General features: G+C 42.1%; 18 protein-coding genes. 7 read left to right on the forward strand and 11 right to left on the reverse strand.

The window, feature by feature from the left end; translation table 11 throughout:
• The first annotated feature begins 12 nt into the window (after positions 1-12).
• The 5 genes from odhB (at position 13) to brnQ (ending at position 5546) form a co-directional block, all read left to right on the forward strand.
• Positions 13-1293, forward strand: a complete 1281-nt coding sequence (gene odhB / locus ABD734_RS07595) for a 2-oxoglutarate dehydrogenase complex dihydrolipoyllysine-residue succinyltransferase (RefSeq protein ID WP_344703055.1) — start codon at positions 13-15, stop codon at positions 1291-1293.
• A gap of 85 nt (positions 1294-1378) precedes the next feature.
• Positions 1379-1585, forward strand: coding sequence for a DUF6501 family protein (locus tag ABD734_RS07600; protein ID WP_344703057.1), 207 nt, complete (start codon positions 1379-1381; stop codon positions 1583-1585).
• Positions 1585-2376, forward strand: a complete 792-nt coding sequence (locus ABD734_RS07605) for an ATP-binding protein (RefSeq protein ID WP_344703059.1) — start codon at positions 1585-1587, stop codon at positions 2374-2376. Before ABD734_RS07600 ends, ABD734_RS07605 begins: the two co-directional genes overlap by 1 nt.
• Positions 2376-4124, forward strand: a complete 1749-nt coding sequence (locus ABD734_RS07610) for a vWA domain-containing protein (RefSeq protein WP_344703061.1) — start codon at positions 2376-2378, stop codon at positions 4122-4124. The genes ABD734_RS07605 and ABD734_RS07610 overlap by 1 nt, the downstream gene beginning before the upstream one ends.
• Before the next feature lie 108 nt (positions 4125-4232).
• Complete coding sequence (gene brnQ, locus ABD734_RS07615) at positions 4233-5546, forward strand: branched-chain amino acid transport system II carrier protein (protein ID WP_344703063.1); 1314 nt, start codon at positions 4233-4235, stop codon at positions 5544-5546.
• Between the two features lie 50 nt (positions 5547-5596).
• On the opposite strand, the gene ABD734_RS07620 is transcribed toward brnQ, so the two are convergent.
• The 3 genes from ABD734_RS07620 to ABD734_RS07630 are packed head-to-tail and all read right to left on the reverse strand — an operon-like array spanning position 5597 to position 7777.
• Positions 5597-6781, reverse strand: coding sequence for a toxic anion resistance protein (locus tag ABD734_RS07620; protein WP_425568378.1), 1185 nt, complete (start codon positions 6779-6781; stop codon positions 5597-5599).
• Positions 6765-7493 (reverse strand): 5-bromo-4-chloroindolyl phosphate hydrolysis family protein, encoded by a 729-nt coding sequence (locus ABD734_RS07625; RefSeq protein ID WP_344703065.1) that lies wholly within the window; start codon positions 7491-7493, stop codon positions 6765-6767. The genes ABD734_RS07620 and ABD734_RS07625 overlap by 17 nt, the downstream gene beginning before the upstream one ends.
• 26 nt (positions 7494-7519) lie before the next feature.
• On the reverse strand, positions 7520-7777 hold the full coding sequence (locus tag ABD734_RS07630; protein ID WP_425568379.1) for an acylphosphatase: 258 nt from the start codon (positions 7775-7777) through the stop codon (positions 7520-7522).
• Between the two features lie 117 nt (positions 7778-7894).
• Here ABD734_RS07630 and ABD734_RS07635 point away from each other — a divergent pair, with 117 nt between their 5' ends.
• Complete coding sequence (locus ABD734_RS07635) at positions 7895-8185, forward strand: DUF1033 family protein (protein WP_344703069.1); 291 nt, start codon at positions 7895-7897, stop codon at positions 8183-8185.
• Between the two features lie 136 nt (positions 8186-8321).
• Positions 8322-8522: a cold shock protein CspA gene (gene cspA / locus ABD734_RS07640; RefSeq protein ID WP_017548994.1), complete on the forward strand. Its 201-nt coding sequence runs from the start codon at positions 8322-8324 to the stop codon at positions 8520-8522.
• Positions 8523-8603: 81 nt separating this feature from the next.
• On the opposite strand, the gene lysA is transcribed toward cspA, so the two are convergent.
• Genes lysA through ABD734_RS07680 form a run of 8 tightly spaced genes read right to left on the reverse strand, consistent with a single transcriptional unit; the run spans position 8604 to position 16621 of the window.
• Complete coding sequence (lysA, locus tag ABD734_RS07645; protein ID WP_344703071.1) at positions 8604-9866, reverse strand: diaminopimelate decarboxylase; 1263 nt, start codon at positions 9864-9866, stop codon at positions 8604-8606.
• A complete protein-coding gene (locus ABD734_RS07650) occupies positions 9844-10932 on the reverse strand; it encodes an alanine racemase (RefSeq protein WP_344703074.1) in 1089 nt (362 codons plus the stop codon). Before ABD734_RS07650 ends, lysA begins: the two co-directional genes overlap by 23 nt.
• 12 nt (positions 10933-10944) lie before the next feature.
• Positions 10945-12081 carry a M20 metallopeptidase family protein gene (locus ABD734_RS07655; RefSeq protein WP_344703076.1) on the reverse strand — a complete coding sequence of 379 codons (1137 nt, stop codon included), beginning with the start codon at positions 12079-12081 and terminating at the stop codon, positions 10945-10947.
• On the reverse strand, positions 12074-12790 hold the full coding sequence (gene dapD, locus ABD734_RS07660; protein ID WP_344703078.1) for a 2,3,4,5-tetrahydropyridine-2,6-dicarboxylate N-acetyltransferase: 717 nt from the start codon (positions 12788-12790) through the stop codon (positions 12074-12076). The genes ABD734_RS07655 and dapD overlap by 8 nt, the downstream gene beginning before the upstream one ends.
• 2 nt (positions 12791-12792) lie before the next feature.
• Positions 12793-13521 carry a 4-hydroxy-tetrahydrodipicolinate reductase gene (dapB, locus tag ABD734_RS07665; protein ID WP_344703079.1) on the reverse strand — a complete coding sequence of 243 codons (729 nt, stop codon included), beginning with the start codon at positions 13519-13521 and terminating at the stop codon, positions 12793-12795.
• A complete protein-coding gene (gene dapA, locus ABD734_RS07670; RefSeq protein ID WP_344703081.1) occupies positions 13518-14414 on the reverse strand; it encodes a 4-hydroxy-tetrahydrodipicolinate synthase in 897 nt (298 codons plus the stop codon). The genes dapB and dapA overlap by 4 nt, the downstream gene beginning before the upstream one ends.
• Before the next feature lies 1 nt (position 14415).
• Positions 14416-15402, reverse strand: a complete 987-nt coding sequence (locus tag ABD734_RS07675; RefSeq protein WP_344703083.1) for an aspartate-semialdehyde dehydrogenase — start codon at positions 15400-15402, stop codon at positions 14416-14418.
• 16 nt (positions 15403-15418) lie between these two features.
• Positions 15419-16621, reverse strand: coding sequence for an aspartate kinase (locus ABD734_RS07680; RefSeq protein WP_344703085.1), 1203 nt, complete (start codon positions 16619-16621; stop codon positions 15419-15421).
• Positions 16622-16806 lie beyond the last annotated feature (185 nt).

Consider the following 16806-nt stretch of genomic DNA (forward strand, 5'->3'; position numbering starts at 1 on the left):
GGAGGTTGAAAAATGGCTGAAGTAAAAGTACCGGAACTAGCTGAATCCATAACAGAAGGAACGATTGCGACTTGGTTAAAACAAAAAGGCGACTATGTTGAAAAAGGTGAAAATATCCTTGAGTTGGAAACTGATAAAGTCAACGTAGAAGTGATCAGTGAAGAAGCTGGTACCCTTACTGAACTGAAAGCTGAAGAAGGGGATACGGTTGAGGTCGGACAAGTCATTGCCATAGTTGACGAAAGCGGTAAAGCGGACTCTTCTGATGAACAAGCTTCAGAGAGTTCCTCTGATAATGAAAATGCCCAACCAAAACAAAAGAAAGAAGAAGCGCCTGCCAAAGAGGAGACAAAATCCGAAGAACCAGCGACATCAGAATCTTCCTCTGATGATGAACATGTAGTCGCTACTCCTTCTGCCCGCAAAATGGCACGTGAAAAAGGCATCTCAATCAGTGATATCAATGCTGCCGATCCACGTGGGTTGGTGAGGAGTCAAGATGTCGAGAACCATGGCAATAAACCTGCCGAAGAAAAAGCACCAAAACAATCACAGCAGCCTAAATCACAAGACTCCGGCAAACCTGAAAAGCCGGTAGTAAGGGAGAAGCTCTCACGCAGAAGGCAGACTATTGCCAAGCGTCTGCTGGAAGTTTCCCAGAACACTGCCATGTTGACGACATTCAATGAGGTTGACATGACAAATCTGATGGAACTCAGAAAACGTAAAAAAGAAGAGTTCCAGGAACGTCATGATGGTACCCGCCTTGGGTTCATGTCATTCTTCACCAAAGCTTCAGTAGCAGCACTAAGAAAATATCCAGCGGTAAATGCTGAAATTGATGGAGACGATCTCGTACTCAAACAGTTCTATGACATCGGTGTTGCAGTATCGACTGAAGAAGGTCTTGTAGTGCCTGTCGTACGGGACTGTGATCGTAAGACATTCGCTGAAATAGAGAGTGGCATCGCAGATATGGCGAAAAAAGCTCAAAATAAAAAGTTGGGTCTCGATGACATGACCGGCGGCTCGTTCACAATAACAAACGGTGGCGTCTTTGGATCACTGATGTCCACGCCTATCATCAATGGTACTCAGGCAGCCATTCTTGGAATGCATACCATCCAAAAGCGACCTGTTGCAATAGATGATGAAAATATGGAAAACCGCCCAATGATGTATATCGCACTAAGCTATGACCACCGTATAATTGATGGCAGAGAAGCAGTCGGTTTCCTGAAAACGATTAAAGATCTTGTAGAAAATCCTGAAGATCTACTTCTTGAAGGCTGATAATATATTTTGTGTCAGGCGTCCATGTGACGCCTGACTTTTTTATGTTAGAATCATATTAAATAAAATGACTGGAGAGATTGATATGTTACATGAAACATGGCACGAAAATGACCTAGGTACAGTAAAGGTAGTGCATACAGATGCCGAAAAGTATAAAGTTTCTGATATGTTGACTGTTGGTAAAACATATAAAATGGTGAACGAAACTGAAGAATATATATTCGTCATAGATAATTCCGGAAAAGTCGGCGGCTATTACAAGACATATTTCGAAAAAGTGGAATCATAATGGCTATTCGTTTTCTCCATAATGATGAAACCATATATGAAGATTCGAAAATAATAATGTCTCTGAATAAAAATCTCCTGCTCAAAGGGCCGACCGGGTCGGGAAAGACCAGACTTGCTGAAAATTTAGCTGAAGATATGAATAGTTCCATGTACAGCATCAATTGTTCAGTGGATGTAGATATAGAATCTTTGCTTGGTTTCAAGACAATCGAGTATATCGATGGCAAGCAGGAAGTCGTATTCGTGTCAGGGCCCGTCATACAGGCGATGAATGAAGGGGCAATTCTCTATATAGATGAGATAAATATGGCGAAACCGGAAGTTTTGCCTATATTGAATGCCGCTTTGGACTACCGCCGAACCATTACCAACCCTTTAACAGGTGAAACAACGACGGCAAAGGATGGATTTAATGTCATTGCCGCGATAAATGTCGGATATGTCGGAACAATGCCCATGAATGAAGCGCTACTCAACCGGTTCAACGTAATCGAACTCGGTTATGTCTCGAGAGAGGCACTGACTGAAGTTCTGAAAGCACAAAGCCTACAACAAGAGGAATCAGTCATTGACGCAATCACTCTTTTCCATACTGATCTCGTTACCATGACAGAACAGGGGCAGATTTCACAGGAAGCTTCCAGTGTCAGGAGTCTGATAGACCTCGCAGACTTATCTACTAAAATACCTATAAACCGTGCGTGTCGTCGCACAATCATTGATAAGCTCGATAGTAACCAGGAGAAGAAGGCGATTTTAAATGCAGCTGAGTTACGCTTTGGAAGGTGATGGATATCGCTTATTCATTTATTAAATTCAACGATGAAGTTATAGATTCAAAAATTATGATGGAGTTGACGGATCTGACGCGCCTTCTGCTCAAACAGGAAAAAACTACTGTGATGGTGCGTAAATTCAGTTACTTCAATCCAGTTGACAATATCTTCAATCTCAGTTTCTTTTGGAAACATAGACAGGATATATCCGAATTGGAAGGATTCAGATACGATATCCTGACACGCTATCCGTCCATTTTTATATTTGATTATACTCTATACAGTGAAATGAAAGAGGTATCCAGATTTACCCAACAAATCTTTCTTTCGCTGGAATACAACCGTACTAGAAGATATGCATTACAAGAACGTCCGTTAATAGTAGACATGATTGGTCCAGGTGACAATATTATGATGAAGGAATATGAAAAACCTTCCAAAAGTGATGCTGAGAAGTTTTTAAAAGGGTTTAATACAGCCATTTTAAAATCCGAAGGTTCATTTTATTTCATGGATGAATATTTTAATATCATCACCCATTCTACTGCTGAAAGTATAAAGCTGGCAAAAGAAATGACAGATTATTTGTCCAGGTACATCTCAGTGTCTTCAAAGTTTCAGATTCACGATATGCCGTTCAGTGAAATCGAGTCGGCCATCCGCCAAGATGATTTACGGAAGGATGCACAGAAACTAAAAAGCCAATCCAATGAAGACCAGCAGGATGAGATGAGGCAGATAGATACTAAAACGGATAGGGATGCGAGACAGGCTAATATGATTGGTGAGGCGGGAGACAACGCGTCCCAGAAAAACGACCATGGAAAGCAAAATGATTATAATGATGATGTTGATGATTACCACGAAGGTTTCGGCACAAATACTGGTGATAATCATTTCATGGACTCCTATTCTGCCAACCACGATGCTGTCCTGAATATTGTGCAACCTAAAATAAATCTCACGGATTACACGGATTACAGATCATTATATGATACCTATCACTCTGCAGCTCGGAAAATCATTCTAGAAATCATGCAGATTCTCGATTACAAGATAAATTCTATACAAGACAATCGATCTTCAGGCAGGCTCATGAAAAATCCAGTAGGACCAATGATTACAGGTAGCCATAAAGTTTTTACAAAGAAAAATACAGAATCGAGAGAAATAGATGCTGCATTTACTCTTATCATCGATCAATCTTTCTCTATGATGGAGAATCTCGAAGGATGCCGTAATGGGGCAATCATCATCAACAATGTCCTAAAGACGCTTGAAATCCCTCATCGCATCATTTCGCACCATGAAGATACATTTGAAGTCATGAAAAATCACTATCCCAACACCATCTATGAGCATATGGATTTCGAGCGGTCCAAATATTACTATCCTGTTTCTTTATTAAATATTGAAGCTTCGGGAGATAATAGGGATGGTATGATCTTAAGGCATGAGATGGAGCTTTTGAATAGGCGTAATGAAAAGAATAAATTCATCATTATGTTTTCAGATGGACTGCCAAGCGCAGAGGAATATAATCAGAGTGGCATAATTGACACTCATGAAGCCGTGCAGGAAGCAGCTAAAAATGGTATAGGAGTAATCAATATCTTCATAAACCAAGATAATGAAGAAAATACACTAGAAGCCATAAAAAATATATATGATACTAATGCTGTCATTGTTGACGATGCTGAAAATATCGTATATGTTCTGCCGCAACTTATGCAAAGACTACTGACGCAGATTTTATTGTAACTCTCTGCGTCTTATATCTGATAATTTAGAATTTTCATAGACTAAAACAGTTTTATACTGTAAACTAAAGTCTATCATTTATATCAAATTCAATTAGGAGGTCAATAAATGAAGTTTAAAAACAGTCTTATAGTTGGATTTATGTTGTTTGCCATGTTCTTTGGAGCAGGCAACCTTATTTTCCCTCCGGGTCTGGGTTTTCAAAGTGGAGATCTATTCTGGCTGGCGATTATCGGGTTCGTCATCACTGGAGTAGGGCTACCTCTGGTTGGGGTGATTGCAGGCTCAATCTCAAGAGGAGGGTATAGGGAATCACTGAAAGTGGTCCACCCCGTCTTCGCTGTTCTTTTTATGGTTGTTATATATTTAGCTATTGGGCCTTTCTTTGCCATTCCAAGAACTGCAACAACTGCATATGAAATGGCTGCTGTTCCATTTATCAATGGAGCAGGTGGAGTTAGTCTTCTTATCTTTTCAATTGTCTTTTTCATTATAGTATTCGCCCTCAGCTATAATCCAACAAGCATGGTCGATAATATCGGACGGTTTTTGACGCCTGTATTACTACTTACCATCGTCGCTCTTATCATTAAAGCAATAATGATGTATACAGGTAATGATCCAAATCCTTCTACCGAAGAATTTGATGCCAGTGCACCATTCTCTGTCGGTTTCACGGAAGGCTATCTGACTATGGATGCCATAGCAGCTATAGCATTCTCAGTTATCGTTTTGAACGCCATCAGAGGACTCGGCATCAACAGCCGGAAAGAATTGTTGATCGAAACTATAAAATCCGCTTCAATCGCAGCTCTGTTGCTTGGAATAATTTATATATCACTCGGTTGGATAGGCAATAGGGTAAATATAGGAGACGAAGTTATAGGTGACCAGAACTTGGGCACATTCATCCTTACATTCACCGCTAGCGACACCTATGGTGGTTTTGGGGCTGTATTATTAGGGGTTATTGTACTAGTTGCCTGTTTGACAACTGCCACAGGGCTCATCGTTGCAGTCAGTGAATATTTCAACAGTATTTTGCCTAAAATTTCATACGAAACTTTCGTCATCGGTTTCACATTGTTATCACTTATACTTGCCAACCAAGGATTGAATCAGGTAATACAGACAAGTGTACCTGTCCTTTACATCATCTATCCAGTCGCCATGGCGTCTGTTGCGTTGTTGTTCATAACATACTTTGTCCCTTCACCGAGACTCAGCTTCCAACTGCCTGTTTACCTTATAATCATAACCAGTGTTTTGGCTGTCATTCAACGTAATGGTTGGATGGATATCGGATGGATTGAAAACATGCCGTTATTCTCAAGTTCATTCGAATGGATTCCAGTAATGATAATCGGCTATATCGTTGGTTATCTGATAGGTCTCAAGAAAGAACGTATATCTTATTCTTAATAAAATAAAGAATCGGCCGATATTAGATATCTAATATCGGCCGATTCTTTTTAATAACGATGTTCATCTTTAAGTTCAAGTAGCCTTGATTTAAGCTCGTCTTCCATATTGACGAGTTCTTTTTCTGCAGCTTGCCTCTTTTGGGATCCTTCTTGCTGTATCCTTAGTGTTTCTTCTATAGTGCTGACAAGATTGTCCTGCGTGGTTTTCAGCGTTTCAATATCTACTATACCACGTTCATTTTCTCTCGCTGTTGTAATCGAGTTCTGCTTAAGCATCTCAGAGTTCTTTGTGAGCAAGTCATTAGTCGTGTTCGAAACAGCTTGTTGAGCCTGTGAAGCTGATTGTTGACGGAGTAGGGTCAACGCAATCGCCATTTGGTTTTTCCATAGTGGTATGCTCGTTAATATTGAACTTTGTATCTTTTCCGCAAGCGTCTGGTTGATGTTCTGTATCATCCTGATCTGCGGGGCTGATTGCAATGTGATTTGACGCGACAGCTTCAGATCATAGATCCTTTTTTCAAGTCGATTGATGTACTGCATCATGTCATTCACTTCCTGAACGTCCATCTGGTTGTCAGAGTTATGTGCCTTGTTCTTTAATTCTGGCAAGGTTTTTTCATTCAGTTCTTCCTTCTTTAATTCTGCAGCTGCAATGTAGATGTTGATTGCGTCAAAATAATCCTTATTCTGATTGTATAACTGGTCTAGTGATTTTATATCCTTTATCAGCACTTCCTTGGCGTGTTCAAGTTGGATGCTGATTCTGTCTACTTGTGAAGCGACGCTCTGGTGTTTCGATATCAGCTCATTTACAGATTTTTTCACTCGTTTGAATAGACGATTGAATATATTCTTTTTCTTATCGGTCAGTTCATCTGGGTTTATTTCCTTGAGTTTCTTCATCAAGTTCTCCAGGGTATCCCCTATAGGGCCAACATCCTTTGACTGTACTTCTGATAACATCTGATGGGAAAACTTTGAAAGGGCCTGTTGGGCATTTGAACCGTACTGAATCAAACCATCATTATCCAGTGGTTCTATTTTATCTTTTATTTCTTCAATTTTTTTAAGGTCTTCTTCACTGAAGCGTTCCTTATACGTTGTGAGTTGATCCTGTTCCACCGATTCGATGTCTGTGGGTTCTGGCTGAGGCATAAGTTCTGTATTCTCATCCACAGATGAAAAAGGATCAGAGAGTAATGATTCCTTCAAATTATTTTCTTCCTTCATCGTGCTCACCTCTGTCTTGGTATACTGGTTCTTTTTCTTCTTTTTTCAAATTGACTTTTTTCTTTTCCATTTGATTATCCAGCTTCAAGGTAGTCGTCTTTCTTTTTCTGTTCAATTTAATGATGTCCTTTTCCACCTCGAGATTTTGATAGCCTGTGGCATTCATCGCTGATAGATTAGACTGGATGGTACGCTTTAGTTCAAAGAGGGAAATCCGGGTTTCATGAAGCTTGATTTTTTCATCTTTTGTCTTTCCAGGCATCTTATATAGAAACAAATATTGTTCTATAGTGTTGACGGCAGAATCCAGGTTTGAATGGAAGAATTGCTGGATGCTGAAGAAAAGTTTGGGATCATTTTCTACAGCTTGATAGATAGTACGCGAAAGCCTGTTTATATCGTATATCAATTTTGCATCTTTTAATGTTCTGACATTCTTGTAGCTTTGCCTCAAACGCTTCATCTTTTCCCTGGCTTCAGACAATTGCTTTTTAACATGCTGATACTCACTTTTAGTAATACCCATCTTTTCCAGTTGTGACCGCATACTTTTCGTCTGCACTGGTAGGTAAGATGAAAAGAACGCCCCAGCCGCAATCATCATATCGAATATAAGATGAATATCAAAGGCGATCATCGAAAGCATGCCGGCAATCAACGCAACCGGTATGGATACAATCGACGCAACCAAGTGGGAGATATTTTTATTCATAAAAGCAATACACCTTCAGTCGATAACTATTTTGTCGAGAAATTACTGTAGCTGGAGTCATATGGCATTTTCTTGATTGAATGATCATCAACTTGTGAAGCAGGGGAGGCGCCTTTGATGATTTCTTCAGTAAACTCATCAAGATCATCTTTTTTACCGGATGCATAGATTTCCACATAATCTCTTACATTTGCTGCGTAACCGGTTATGCCAAATCGATCGGCGATTCTTTTTGTAGAATACCTGAACCCGACTCCTTGGACTTTTCCAATAACAATAATCATTCTTGTCTCCATTTCATAACACCTCTTATTAATATATTATAAGTTTTTTGGCTTGATAATGCGAATTATACGCGTATATAATACATTTATTAAAGTTACCGAATTGGGGTTTTTAAAATGTACGAAATTGTCATACTAAAGGCTGATTACGAAGGTTGGTGGCTTTTTGAAGGCTGGCAGGAAGAAATAGTTGACCGGTATACGTATGATACAGAGGAAGAAATGGTAAATGGATATACAGATATTATTCTAGGTATGAAGAAGCGCTTCAACTTATATAAGATTGGTAAGTATGATATGCATGCCTTTTTCAATGGTTGTGAATTGGAATACTGTGAAGATTGCGATGAAGACCTTCAAATTTTCTATACTCCAATCATGACCAAGGATAATGAAGTGGTCAAATAGGATACTCAGAATATTCTTATGATACAAAAAATATATTAGCATATTGGTTTGCAAAATAAGTCAAAATAGAGTATAATCAATATATCAATAGTCATAGGATATTTACTATTGAATATCGTTTTTGGAGGATTTATTAATGAAACAAGGTACAGTAAAATGGTTCAATGCAGAAAAAGGTTTTGGCTTCATCGAAATTGAAGGCGAGAATGACGTATTCGTACACTTCTCTGCAATCAATCAAGAAGGCTACAAATCACTTGAAGAAGGTCAATCAGTAGAATTCGAAGTAGTTGAAGGCGACCGCGGCCCACAAGCTGCTAACGTTGTTAAACTATAATATAAATCAATTTATTTTAAATGGATTTGTATCATCTAAACCCCAAGGCTTTTGCCTTGGGGTTTTTAAATATTAATATATTCAAGTAACATCGTTCTCTATCAACTGGGCAAGTGTCTGCCTTTTTATGATTTTACGTATTCCCTCATCCGAAATGAACACTACTGCCGGTTTTCTCATCTGATTGTAATTGGAAGCCATTGAGTAATGATAGGCCCCTGTAGATTTGACTACAAGCAGATCTCCACGCGTGATATTTTCAGGCAGGGCATTGTCTCTACTGATCACGTCTCCTGATTCACAAAGTTTCCCGACGACATGTGATCTTATTTCTTTTCCTCCCCTTTTTTTGACTGGAAGTACTGTATACTCAGCGCCATATAGTGCTGTACGTAGATGGTCACTCATTCCGCCATCTATGGAAACATACTTGGAAACACCTGGTATTTCTTTGACCACACCTGTCTCGTATAGAGTGAATCCTGCTTCTGCAACAATTGAACGCCCAGGTTCTATCATAATGTGGGGCAGGGGCATACTATATTGTCTGCATAGGTTTTTCAATTTGGTGAGAATGTCTTCAAATGCTTCCTCAATCGGAAATCTGGCATCTTTTTCTGTGTACTTGATGCCATACCCGCCTCCCATATTGTGCACCTCAATTTGAATGTCATTTTCCTTCAACCATTCCAACACTATTTCCATGGCATCGATAAATGGCTGCCTTTCGGTCAATTGGGACCCAAGATGATAATGTATACCTTTAAATTCAAGATGGCGGCTATGATTGATCTCCTTTATAGCCTCTAAAGCAGAGCCATTGGAAATCGATAAGCCGAACTTGCTGTCTGTCTGGCCAGTCTGTATATATGAATGGGTGTCAACATCAACCTCCGGATTTACCCTCAACAATACTTGAACTGGCTGCTGGGCAATATCATCTATAAGTGCCACTTCGTCAAGGGCGTCCACCACAAATAATCCAATCCCTACTGAAAGTGCGTACTCAATCTCTTCTCGAGTCTTGTTGTTGCCATGAAAATGTATATCCCGAGCTGGCATTCCACCAGCAAGGGCTGTGTAAAGTTCACCTGCTGATACGACATCCATCTTCATGTTCTCTTCCCGCAGTAGGCGCACCATCTGGACAGAAGTAAATGCTTTTGAAGCATACGAAATTGAATATCCCATTGCACTTTTCTGGAGGGCGCGGTGATATCTGCGGCAATTTTCCCTTATCTCATCTTCATCATAAATAAATAGGGGGGTACCATATTTATCAGCAACCTCCGATAGAGGATGCCCTTTGATCTGAAGTTCATTATCTACATACTCTAATATCATTTAAAATCACCTTTTTTAGAGATTTATAGTTCAGCGCACCGAGCTGTTCTGAATTGGCACCAACGCCTAAGTCGGTATACTCATCTATCCTTATATCGTTGCTGTATAGAGTCACCTCATCACCGACTTCAACAGTATCATCGACTTCAACTATCATATGGCTCATCATCAATGCTTTTATCGGGAATCTTCTAGTGCCTATCATACAATCGAAGTCAGCGCGTTTCCTCAGAATTCCGTCACCATAGCCGATATCTACTATTGCGATATGTACATCATCGTCTGCCTCATAAACACCCCCATAACCGCACTTCTGTCCTTTTGTAAGCCTCCTTATCTGAATGATTGGGGCTTTCAACGAAAGACTCTGTATATAGTCATCTGCAGGCAAAAGGGAGTAGGGGCGGGACCCATAGAGCGCAATGCCTAACCTGAGATGGGTGTGGTTTGTAAGGAGGCCATCACGTGCATAGCTGGCACTGTTTTGTGCATGGATATATTTGAAGTGATGACCGGTTGAACTGACTTCTGCAAGCACATCCATCCATAATGAACGCTCCAGTTCATAATCATCCATTTCCATTTCGTCTGCATAGCCGAAATGCGTCCATATACCTTGAATGTCGATTACTGGTTCCTGATCACTGAAGTATACATCCCGGATCACTTCTTTTATGTCGTCCGCATTTTCAAATCCTGAACGGTTGAATAGTCCGGCATATTCCAGGTGGACTTTTATCTCTGATAACCTATCTTTATTTTCATAGTAATATTGCAGAGAGGGTAGGGTGATGTGAATGTCTTTCTCCTTGGCTTTCTCGATTTCCAGCACGGGATTCATCAGAAAGACCATTGCTTCTTCAGACATTTCCCTGATGGTGAGCGCTTCATCCATCGATGTCGTCGCGAATGCTTTTATTCCTGCTTCAAGGAAAGATGTAACTGCAAATTGAAGGCCATGGTTATAAGCATTATTCTTAACGACCGCTATCACATCATTGCCATTCGTCGCTTGCCTGGCTGTTTGTATGAACTGTTTTTGATCTATCGTAACAACACCACCCATAGGGTCACCACCTTAAAGAGTATCATTCAGAAGTGTCATATAATAATCTGCTACTGTCGTCAATATTTTTTCGTCAAAGTCAAAAAGGGGGATGTGGAGACTGTTTGTAAACCCTTTATCCTTGTTGCGGCAGCCGAAGAACACAAAATAGCAGGGAGCCAACGCTCTGTAGAAGCTGAAATCTTCACCGAATAAGTATGGTTTTTCATTGTCAATGACATTTAAATCCAATAGAGATAATGCATCTTCGACTTGCGGGCGTAGTTTGCTTGAATTGATGACTGGTGGATAACCTTCATTGAAAATCATTTCCACTTCTGCACCAAAAAGATCACTTGCAGAATTAGCCAGTTTCTTCATACGTAATTTAATCTTTGCAAGGTCTTCTGCTTCGTAGGTTCTTATCGTCCCTTCAAGGTAGCCTGTTGAAGCCACAGTATTGATTGCTTCGCCTGCTTTTAGACTGCCGATATGGATGATGTTCCGATTGAGTCCATTCAGATGGAAATGCTGGAGTTGGGTAAGCTGGCTGGAGATGCTGAGAAGTGTTTCGATGGCCGAGACACCTTCATGCTTTGCAGCGACATGGGCAGAAGAACCTTCTATATAAAAACGGAATTCAGTCGCGCTGGCTGTAATCTCCTCATCCCGGACCACCACCGTCCCTTCGTCTTCTTCCGGCATCATATGGATTCCAAATATTGCCTCAATATCTCCTGGATGCCAAGCATCAAGCAATTGGCTGGCTCCTGCTCCAGTCTCCTCAGAAGGTTGGAAGATACAGACCACATTATGCTTCAAGTTACCTTTATCAGAGAGTACTTTACAGCGTTTGATGAAAAGCATCATCGCGGCAGTGTGGCCATCATGACCACATGCATGCATTCTCCCATCGTTCCTGCTGCGGTAGTCAACATCATTCGCTTCCTGAATGGGCAGCGCGTCTATATCCGCCCTAAAGCCGAATGTCCGATCAGAATTACCACTTACATAGGCGACTACACCGGTCTCAAGAGGCTGTTCGAACGTTATATCCAAGCTGTTCAGAAAAGCAGTTATATATTCAGTCGTCCAGTGTTCTTCAAGGGATAGTTCCGGGAATTGGTGGAGCGCGCGCCTATACTCCTTGACCTCCTTCAATTCAGTCATTGAGTTTCCTCAAAGCTGAAACGATTTCCCTTTTTGAACCCTCCACATCTTCTGCCTGCTTAATGACTTTAGCAGGCGTACCGGCGACAACTGCACCCTCAGGAACATCATCAGTGACAATTGCACCGGCTGCTACGATGGCACCTCTCCCAACCCTTACACCTTCTAATATGACGGCGTTGGCACCGATCAAGACTTCATCTTCTATGACGACTGGCGATGCACTCGGCGGTTCTATCACACCTGCAAGCACTGCGCCTGCGCCTACGTGTACATTTTTTCCTGTGTAGGCACGGCCTCCTAAAGTAGCATTCATATCAATCATGGTGCCTTCACCCACAACGGCCCCTATATTTATGGTGGCACCCATCATTACTACTGCACCATCTTCAATTACAACATTTTCACGGATGAAGGCGCCGGGTTCGATGCGTGCATTCGTTTCGGACAAGTCCTTCAAAGGAATGGCTGAATTTCTTCTATCCATTTCTATTTCAATGTCATCAAGAATGTCTGAGTTCGTTTCCTCAAACTCTTTCCAATCTGCAAGGTCGGTGAATATCGTTTTTGAGGCTTCACTTCCAAACACTTTGAATGAATCGGGAAATTCCACACCTTCGAAATGACCGTTCACATATACTTTTACAGGTGTCGTTTTATGTGCATCGCTTATATATTGTATGATTTCCTCTGCTGAAAAATTCCTCATTTTTATCTCTCCTCGAATAGGTTGTTATAATCGTAGAATCCTTTTGGACGATGTACCAATTCTGCCGCTGCTTTTAGAGCCCCATTTGAAAATATTTCTTTGGACTGTGCCTGATGGGTAATCTCTATCACTTCATCATCTTTCGCAAAGATGACATCATGTGTGCCGACGATCGAACCACCGCGGATGGCGCTTACGCCAATTTCATCACTACTCCTTTTTTCATGGCTATTTGATCGGTCATATACCGGATAACTGCCATCACGATGATGGAGGGCGGTATCGAGAAGTTTGACAAGCGTACCGCTCGGGGCATCCACTTTTTTATTGTGATGCCGCTCAACCATCTCCAGGTCAAACTCCTCCAGCAGTCCGAGTGCCTTTTTCAGGAGGGTGTTCATGACATGGACCCCGTAGCTCATATTTGCACTGAAGAATATTGGTGCTTCGCGGCTTTTATCTTTCAGCTTTGAAATGATTGCTTCTTTTTCTCCGGTAGTGGCCACAACAAGGGGAGTTGTCACTTCATTTTCCAGGAGTCGTAATATTAGAGCAGGGTGGGAAAAATCAATCGCCACATCTGCTTGGGCATCATCTATATTTTGAAATCCAGGGTAGGGGGAGTGGTTATCGCCATTTACTATGACCCCGACCACGTCATGTCCTTCTTCTTCTGCCAGACGTGCCGTGATTTTGTTCATGGCGCCGTAACCGACCAGCAGTATCCTCATATCTTGATGCCCTCCTTATAGTTCCTCAACGTCCGTAACGCATGTTCCAGTTCTGCGCCTTCCAAAGGAACCAGGGGCAATCTGAATTCATTTAATCCAAAACCAAGAGCGCTTGTCATCGCCTTTATCGGCATCGGGTTGACATCCATCTGTGCGGCTTCTATCAAAGGCGTCAGCTGTTGAAACTTTGCCTCGGAGTCCATCTTGTGTTCTTTAATCGATTCGTATATATCCTGCAGTTCACCCGGAATGACGTTTCCTACCACTGAAATCAAACCTTTGCCGCCAATCGAACAAAATTGATGCATGTTGTCATCATTGCCGCTGTAGAGATTAAAATTTTCATTCCCAGTCAGCTCGAGTAGCTGCTTTGTATATTCCAGATCGCCGGTTGCGTCCTTCAGGGCGATGATGTTGGGGTGCTTGCTGAGTGCGTATACCGTCTCCGCTTCAATGGTCATGGCAGTACGGGACGGCACATTGTAGAGGACCACTGGCAAGCTGGTGGAATCCGCTACTTTGATAAAATGCTGGTAGAGTCCCTTCTGATTCGTCTTATTGTAGTAGGGGGTGATCAGCATGATGGCGTCCGCTCCTGTGGCTTCTGCAAACTTGGACATTTCCACGGTGGATTGTGTCGCGTTTGTCCCTGTACCTGCAATGACAGGCACTCTACCAGCCACCGTGGTCACTGCCGCTTCAATCAGCAGCTTGGCTTCTTTCATGGAGAGGGTCGGGGACTCTCCCGTAGTACCGTTTACTATGATCGCTTGGGCGTTATTTTTGATCAAGTATTCTATATGATCGGAAAATGCGTCAAGATCTATCTCATCATTGCTGAATGGGGTTGTAATCGCAACGCCGACTCCTTCAAAAATCAAACGACTATCCATATCATCCACGCTCCGTTTCCATCATCATTTTTAAAATCTGTACCGAGTTCTGCGCGGCTCCCTTTAAAAGATTGTCCGCTGTGCACCATATATGGAAAGTATTATCCAACGATTCATCTTTACGGATCCTGCCGACGAACACTTGTGATTTGCCGGTGCTTGCCAATGGAGTAGGGTACAGGTTGTTGCTCGGATCATCAATTATGCTGATATGGGGCAATCCTTTGAACGCTTCCCTGATATCTTCAACAGTCGCCTGCGCCTCAAGTGTGACGTTAATCTGGACGCTATGGCTGTTTGAAACAGGGACCCTCACACACGTAGCAGTCACAGGGAGTTCAGGCTGGCTCAATATCTTACGTGTTTCTGAAATCATCTTATGCTCTTCTTTTGTGTAGCCGTCTTCCATGAAGACGTCGATATGGGGGAGGACATTATCATGGATCGGGTGGGGATAAGTGGTTGGAGCCGCACCTTTCGCACCGTCTTCCAGATCACGCAGACCACCACTCCCTGAACCGGACACTGCCTGATAGGTAGTGTAGTCGACTCTGCTTAAGCCGAATCTTTTCTTCAATGGGTCAAGCACAACTACAGACTGGATTGTAGAACAGTTCGGGTTTGCTATTATTCTGCGCTTCAGTTTTGGCGAATTGATCTCCGGCACTATAAGATCGACGTCCTCATGCATCCGCCAATGGCTGGAGTTGTCTATTACGATGGCTCCGTTTTCCTCAAACAATGGCGCATAATGTTCACTCGTCGTCCCGCCTGCACTCATAATGACGTAATCGAATTTTTCATCCACTGATTGCTCGGTCAATGCTTGGACCGTGTACAATTTATTATGGATTTCGATTTGTCGGCCTGCAGAACGCGGAGAAGAGTACAATATGAGTTCTTCCGGTTCTATTTCATACTTCCCGAACATTTCAACCATCTTATCTCCGACGACACCTGTCGCCCCCACAATTGCAACCTTAACCATCTAAAAACCTCCAAAATTATATATTGAATTTTCCGGCGAGCATCTCGACTGCCCGAGTTTCGTTCTTCTTGTCGATCACATAGGAAATGCTGATTTCCGAAGTGGTCGTCTGATAAAAAGGTATGTCGGATTGGTGTAATGAGATAAAAGCTTTAGATGCAACACCCGTCATATCCCGCATGCCGGAACCGATGATTGAAACTTTAGCCCGGTCTGTCCTGACCTCCGTCACCATTTCTCTATGCATCTCCTCAATCGACTCGAGTATTTCGTGTAGTTGCAGGGCGTCGGTTCCCTTGACCGTAAATGAAAGTTGAAATCCTCCACTGTTGATGACTTGCGATATCATGTCGATATTGACTTCATGACTATCAAATTGCTTGAATAGATCAAATATAAGTGTGGAGTCTTGTCTTGGCTCGTACAGCGTCACATGCATCATGTTGCTGTCTAAGGCAATACCTGTCACCGCTTTACGTTCAATGATCTCTGTCTCCTGCATAATCCATGTTCCTTTCTTTTCTGATGATGTCTGTCCCAAATAAAGGGGAATGGAATGATTTTTGGCAATCTCTATGCAACGCGTTTCAAGAACGCCTGCACCAAGTGCACTCATCTCCATCATTTCGTCATAATTGATTTCATAGATTCTGCTTGCCGCGCTGTAGAGGCGGGGATCTGTTGCATAGAGACCTTCTACATCCGTATATATCTCACAAGGGATATTACATCGTGCAGCCAGGGCGACTGCTGTAGTGTCTGAGCCTCCGCGTCCCAGTGTTGTTATTTCTCCTTCACCATTGACGCCTTGAAATCCTGCTATTACGACAACATCATATGATGCCAGGCTGGATTCTATGGCATGTTGATCTATATTTGCAATGCGGCTCTTCATATGACCGCCAAATGTCTTTATCCCCGCCTGATAGCCAGTCATCGCCTTAGTGCGCACACCTAGATTTTCAAGGATGATCGATAGGTAGGAGATGGTCTGCTGTTCGCCTGTTGTCAAAAGAAGAGCGACATGATCTTCTTTTGGGGCGGAGGAGAGCGTATTGATGTTTGTCAGCAACTCATCCGTCGTTCTTCCCATGGCACTTACCACCACTATCAATTTTTCTCCAGATTGTATCCTTTCCTGCAATTGTTCCGCTATGATTCTGATCTTATCGAAACCACCAACTGATGAACCACCGAACTTCAAAACTTTAGCGTCCATATGTCCTCCTGTCACTGGGAGCACACACCAGAAATAATAAAAAAAACAAGTCTGGCAGAATGATCTGAACCCTACCAAGTTGACAGATGAAATAATATAAATGTTTCCCGCCTGAGAATGGAGATTCTCAGGCGTTTTTCTATGCCGCCAATGCCCTGAATTCCAGCGGACTCAATCCCTTGAAT

The sequence above is a fragment of the Salinicoccus jeotgali genome (assembly GCF_039538805.1).
In the GTDB taxonomy this organism is placed as follows: Bacteria; Bacillota; Bacilli; order Staphylococcales; family Salinicoccaceae; genus Salinicoccus; species Salinicoccus jeotgali.

Coding starts and splice junctions, on each gene's coding strand:
- odhB (WP_344703055.1), top strand. CDS start 13: ATGGCTGAAGTAAAAGTACCGGAACTAGCTGAATCCATAACAGAAGGA.
- ABD734_RS07600 (WP_344703057.1), top strand. CDS start 1,379: ATGTTACATGAAACATGGCACGAAAATGACCTAGGTACAGTAAAGGTA.
- ABD734_RS07605 (WP_344703059.1), top strand. CDS start 1,585: ATGGCTATTCGTTTTCTCCATAATGATGAAACCATATATGAAGATTCG.
- ABD734_RS07610 (WP_344703061.1), top strand. CDS start 2,376: ATGGATATCGCTTATTCATTTATTAAATTCAACGATGAAGTTATAGAT.
- brnQ (WP_344703063.1), top strand. CDS start 4,233: ATGAAGTTTAAAAACAGTCTTATAGTTGGATTTATGTTGTTTGCCATG.
- ABD734_RS07620 (WP_425568378.1), bottom strand. CDS start 6,781: ATGAAGGAAGAAAATAATTTGAAGGAATCATTACTCTCTGATCCTTTT.
- ABD734_RS07625 (WP_344703065.1), bottom strand. CDS start 7,493: ATGAATAAAAATATCTCCCACTTGGTTGCGTCGATTGTATCCATACCG.
- ABD734_RS07630 (WP_425568379.1), bottom strand. CDS start 7,777: ATGATTATTGTTATTGGAAAAGTCCAAGGAGTCGGGTTCAGGTATTCT.
- ABD734_RS07635 (WP_344703069.1), top strand. CDS start 7,895: ATGTACGAAATTGTCATACTAAAGGCTGATTACGAAGGTTGGTGGCTT.
- cspA (WP_017548994.1), top strand. CDS start 8,322: ATGAAACAAGGTACAGTAAAATGGTTCAATGCAGAAAAAGGTTTTGGC.
- lysA (WP_344703071.1), bottom strand. CDS start 9,866: ATGATATTAGAGTATGTAGATAATGAACTTCAGATCAAAGGGCATCCT.
- ABD734_RS07650 (WP_344703074.1), bottom strand. CDS start 10,932: ATGGGTGGTGTTGTTACGATAGATCAAAAACAGTTCATACAAACAGCC.
- ABD734_RS07655 (WP_344703076.1), bottom strand. CDS start 12,081: ATGACTGAATTGAAGGAGGTCAAGGAGTATAGGCGCGCGCTCCACCAA.
- dapD (WP_344703078.1), bottom strand. CDS start 12,790: ATGAGGAATTTTTCAGCAGAGGAAATCATACAATATATAAGCGATGCA.
- dapB (WP_344703079.1), bottom strand. CDS start 13,521: ATGAGGATACTGCTGGTCGGTTACGGCGCCATGAACAAAATCACGGCA.
- dapA (WP_344703081.1), bottom strand. CDS start 14,414: ATGGATAGTCGTTTGATTTTTGAAGGAGTCGGCGTTGCGATTACAACC.
- ABD734_RS07675 (WP_344703083.1), bottom strand. CDS start 15,402: ATGGTTAAGGTTGCAATTGTGGGGGCGACAGGTGTCGTCGGAGATAAG.
- ABD734_RS07680 (WP_344703085.1), bottom strand. CDS start 16,621: ATGGACGCTAAAGTTTTGAAGTTCGGTGGTTCATCAGTTGGTGGTTTC.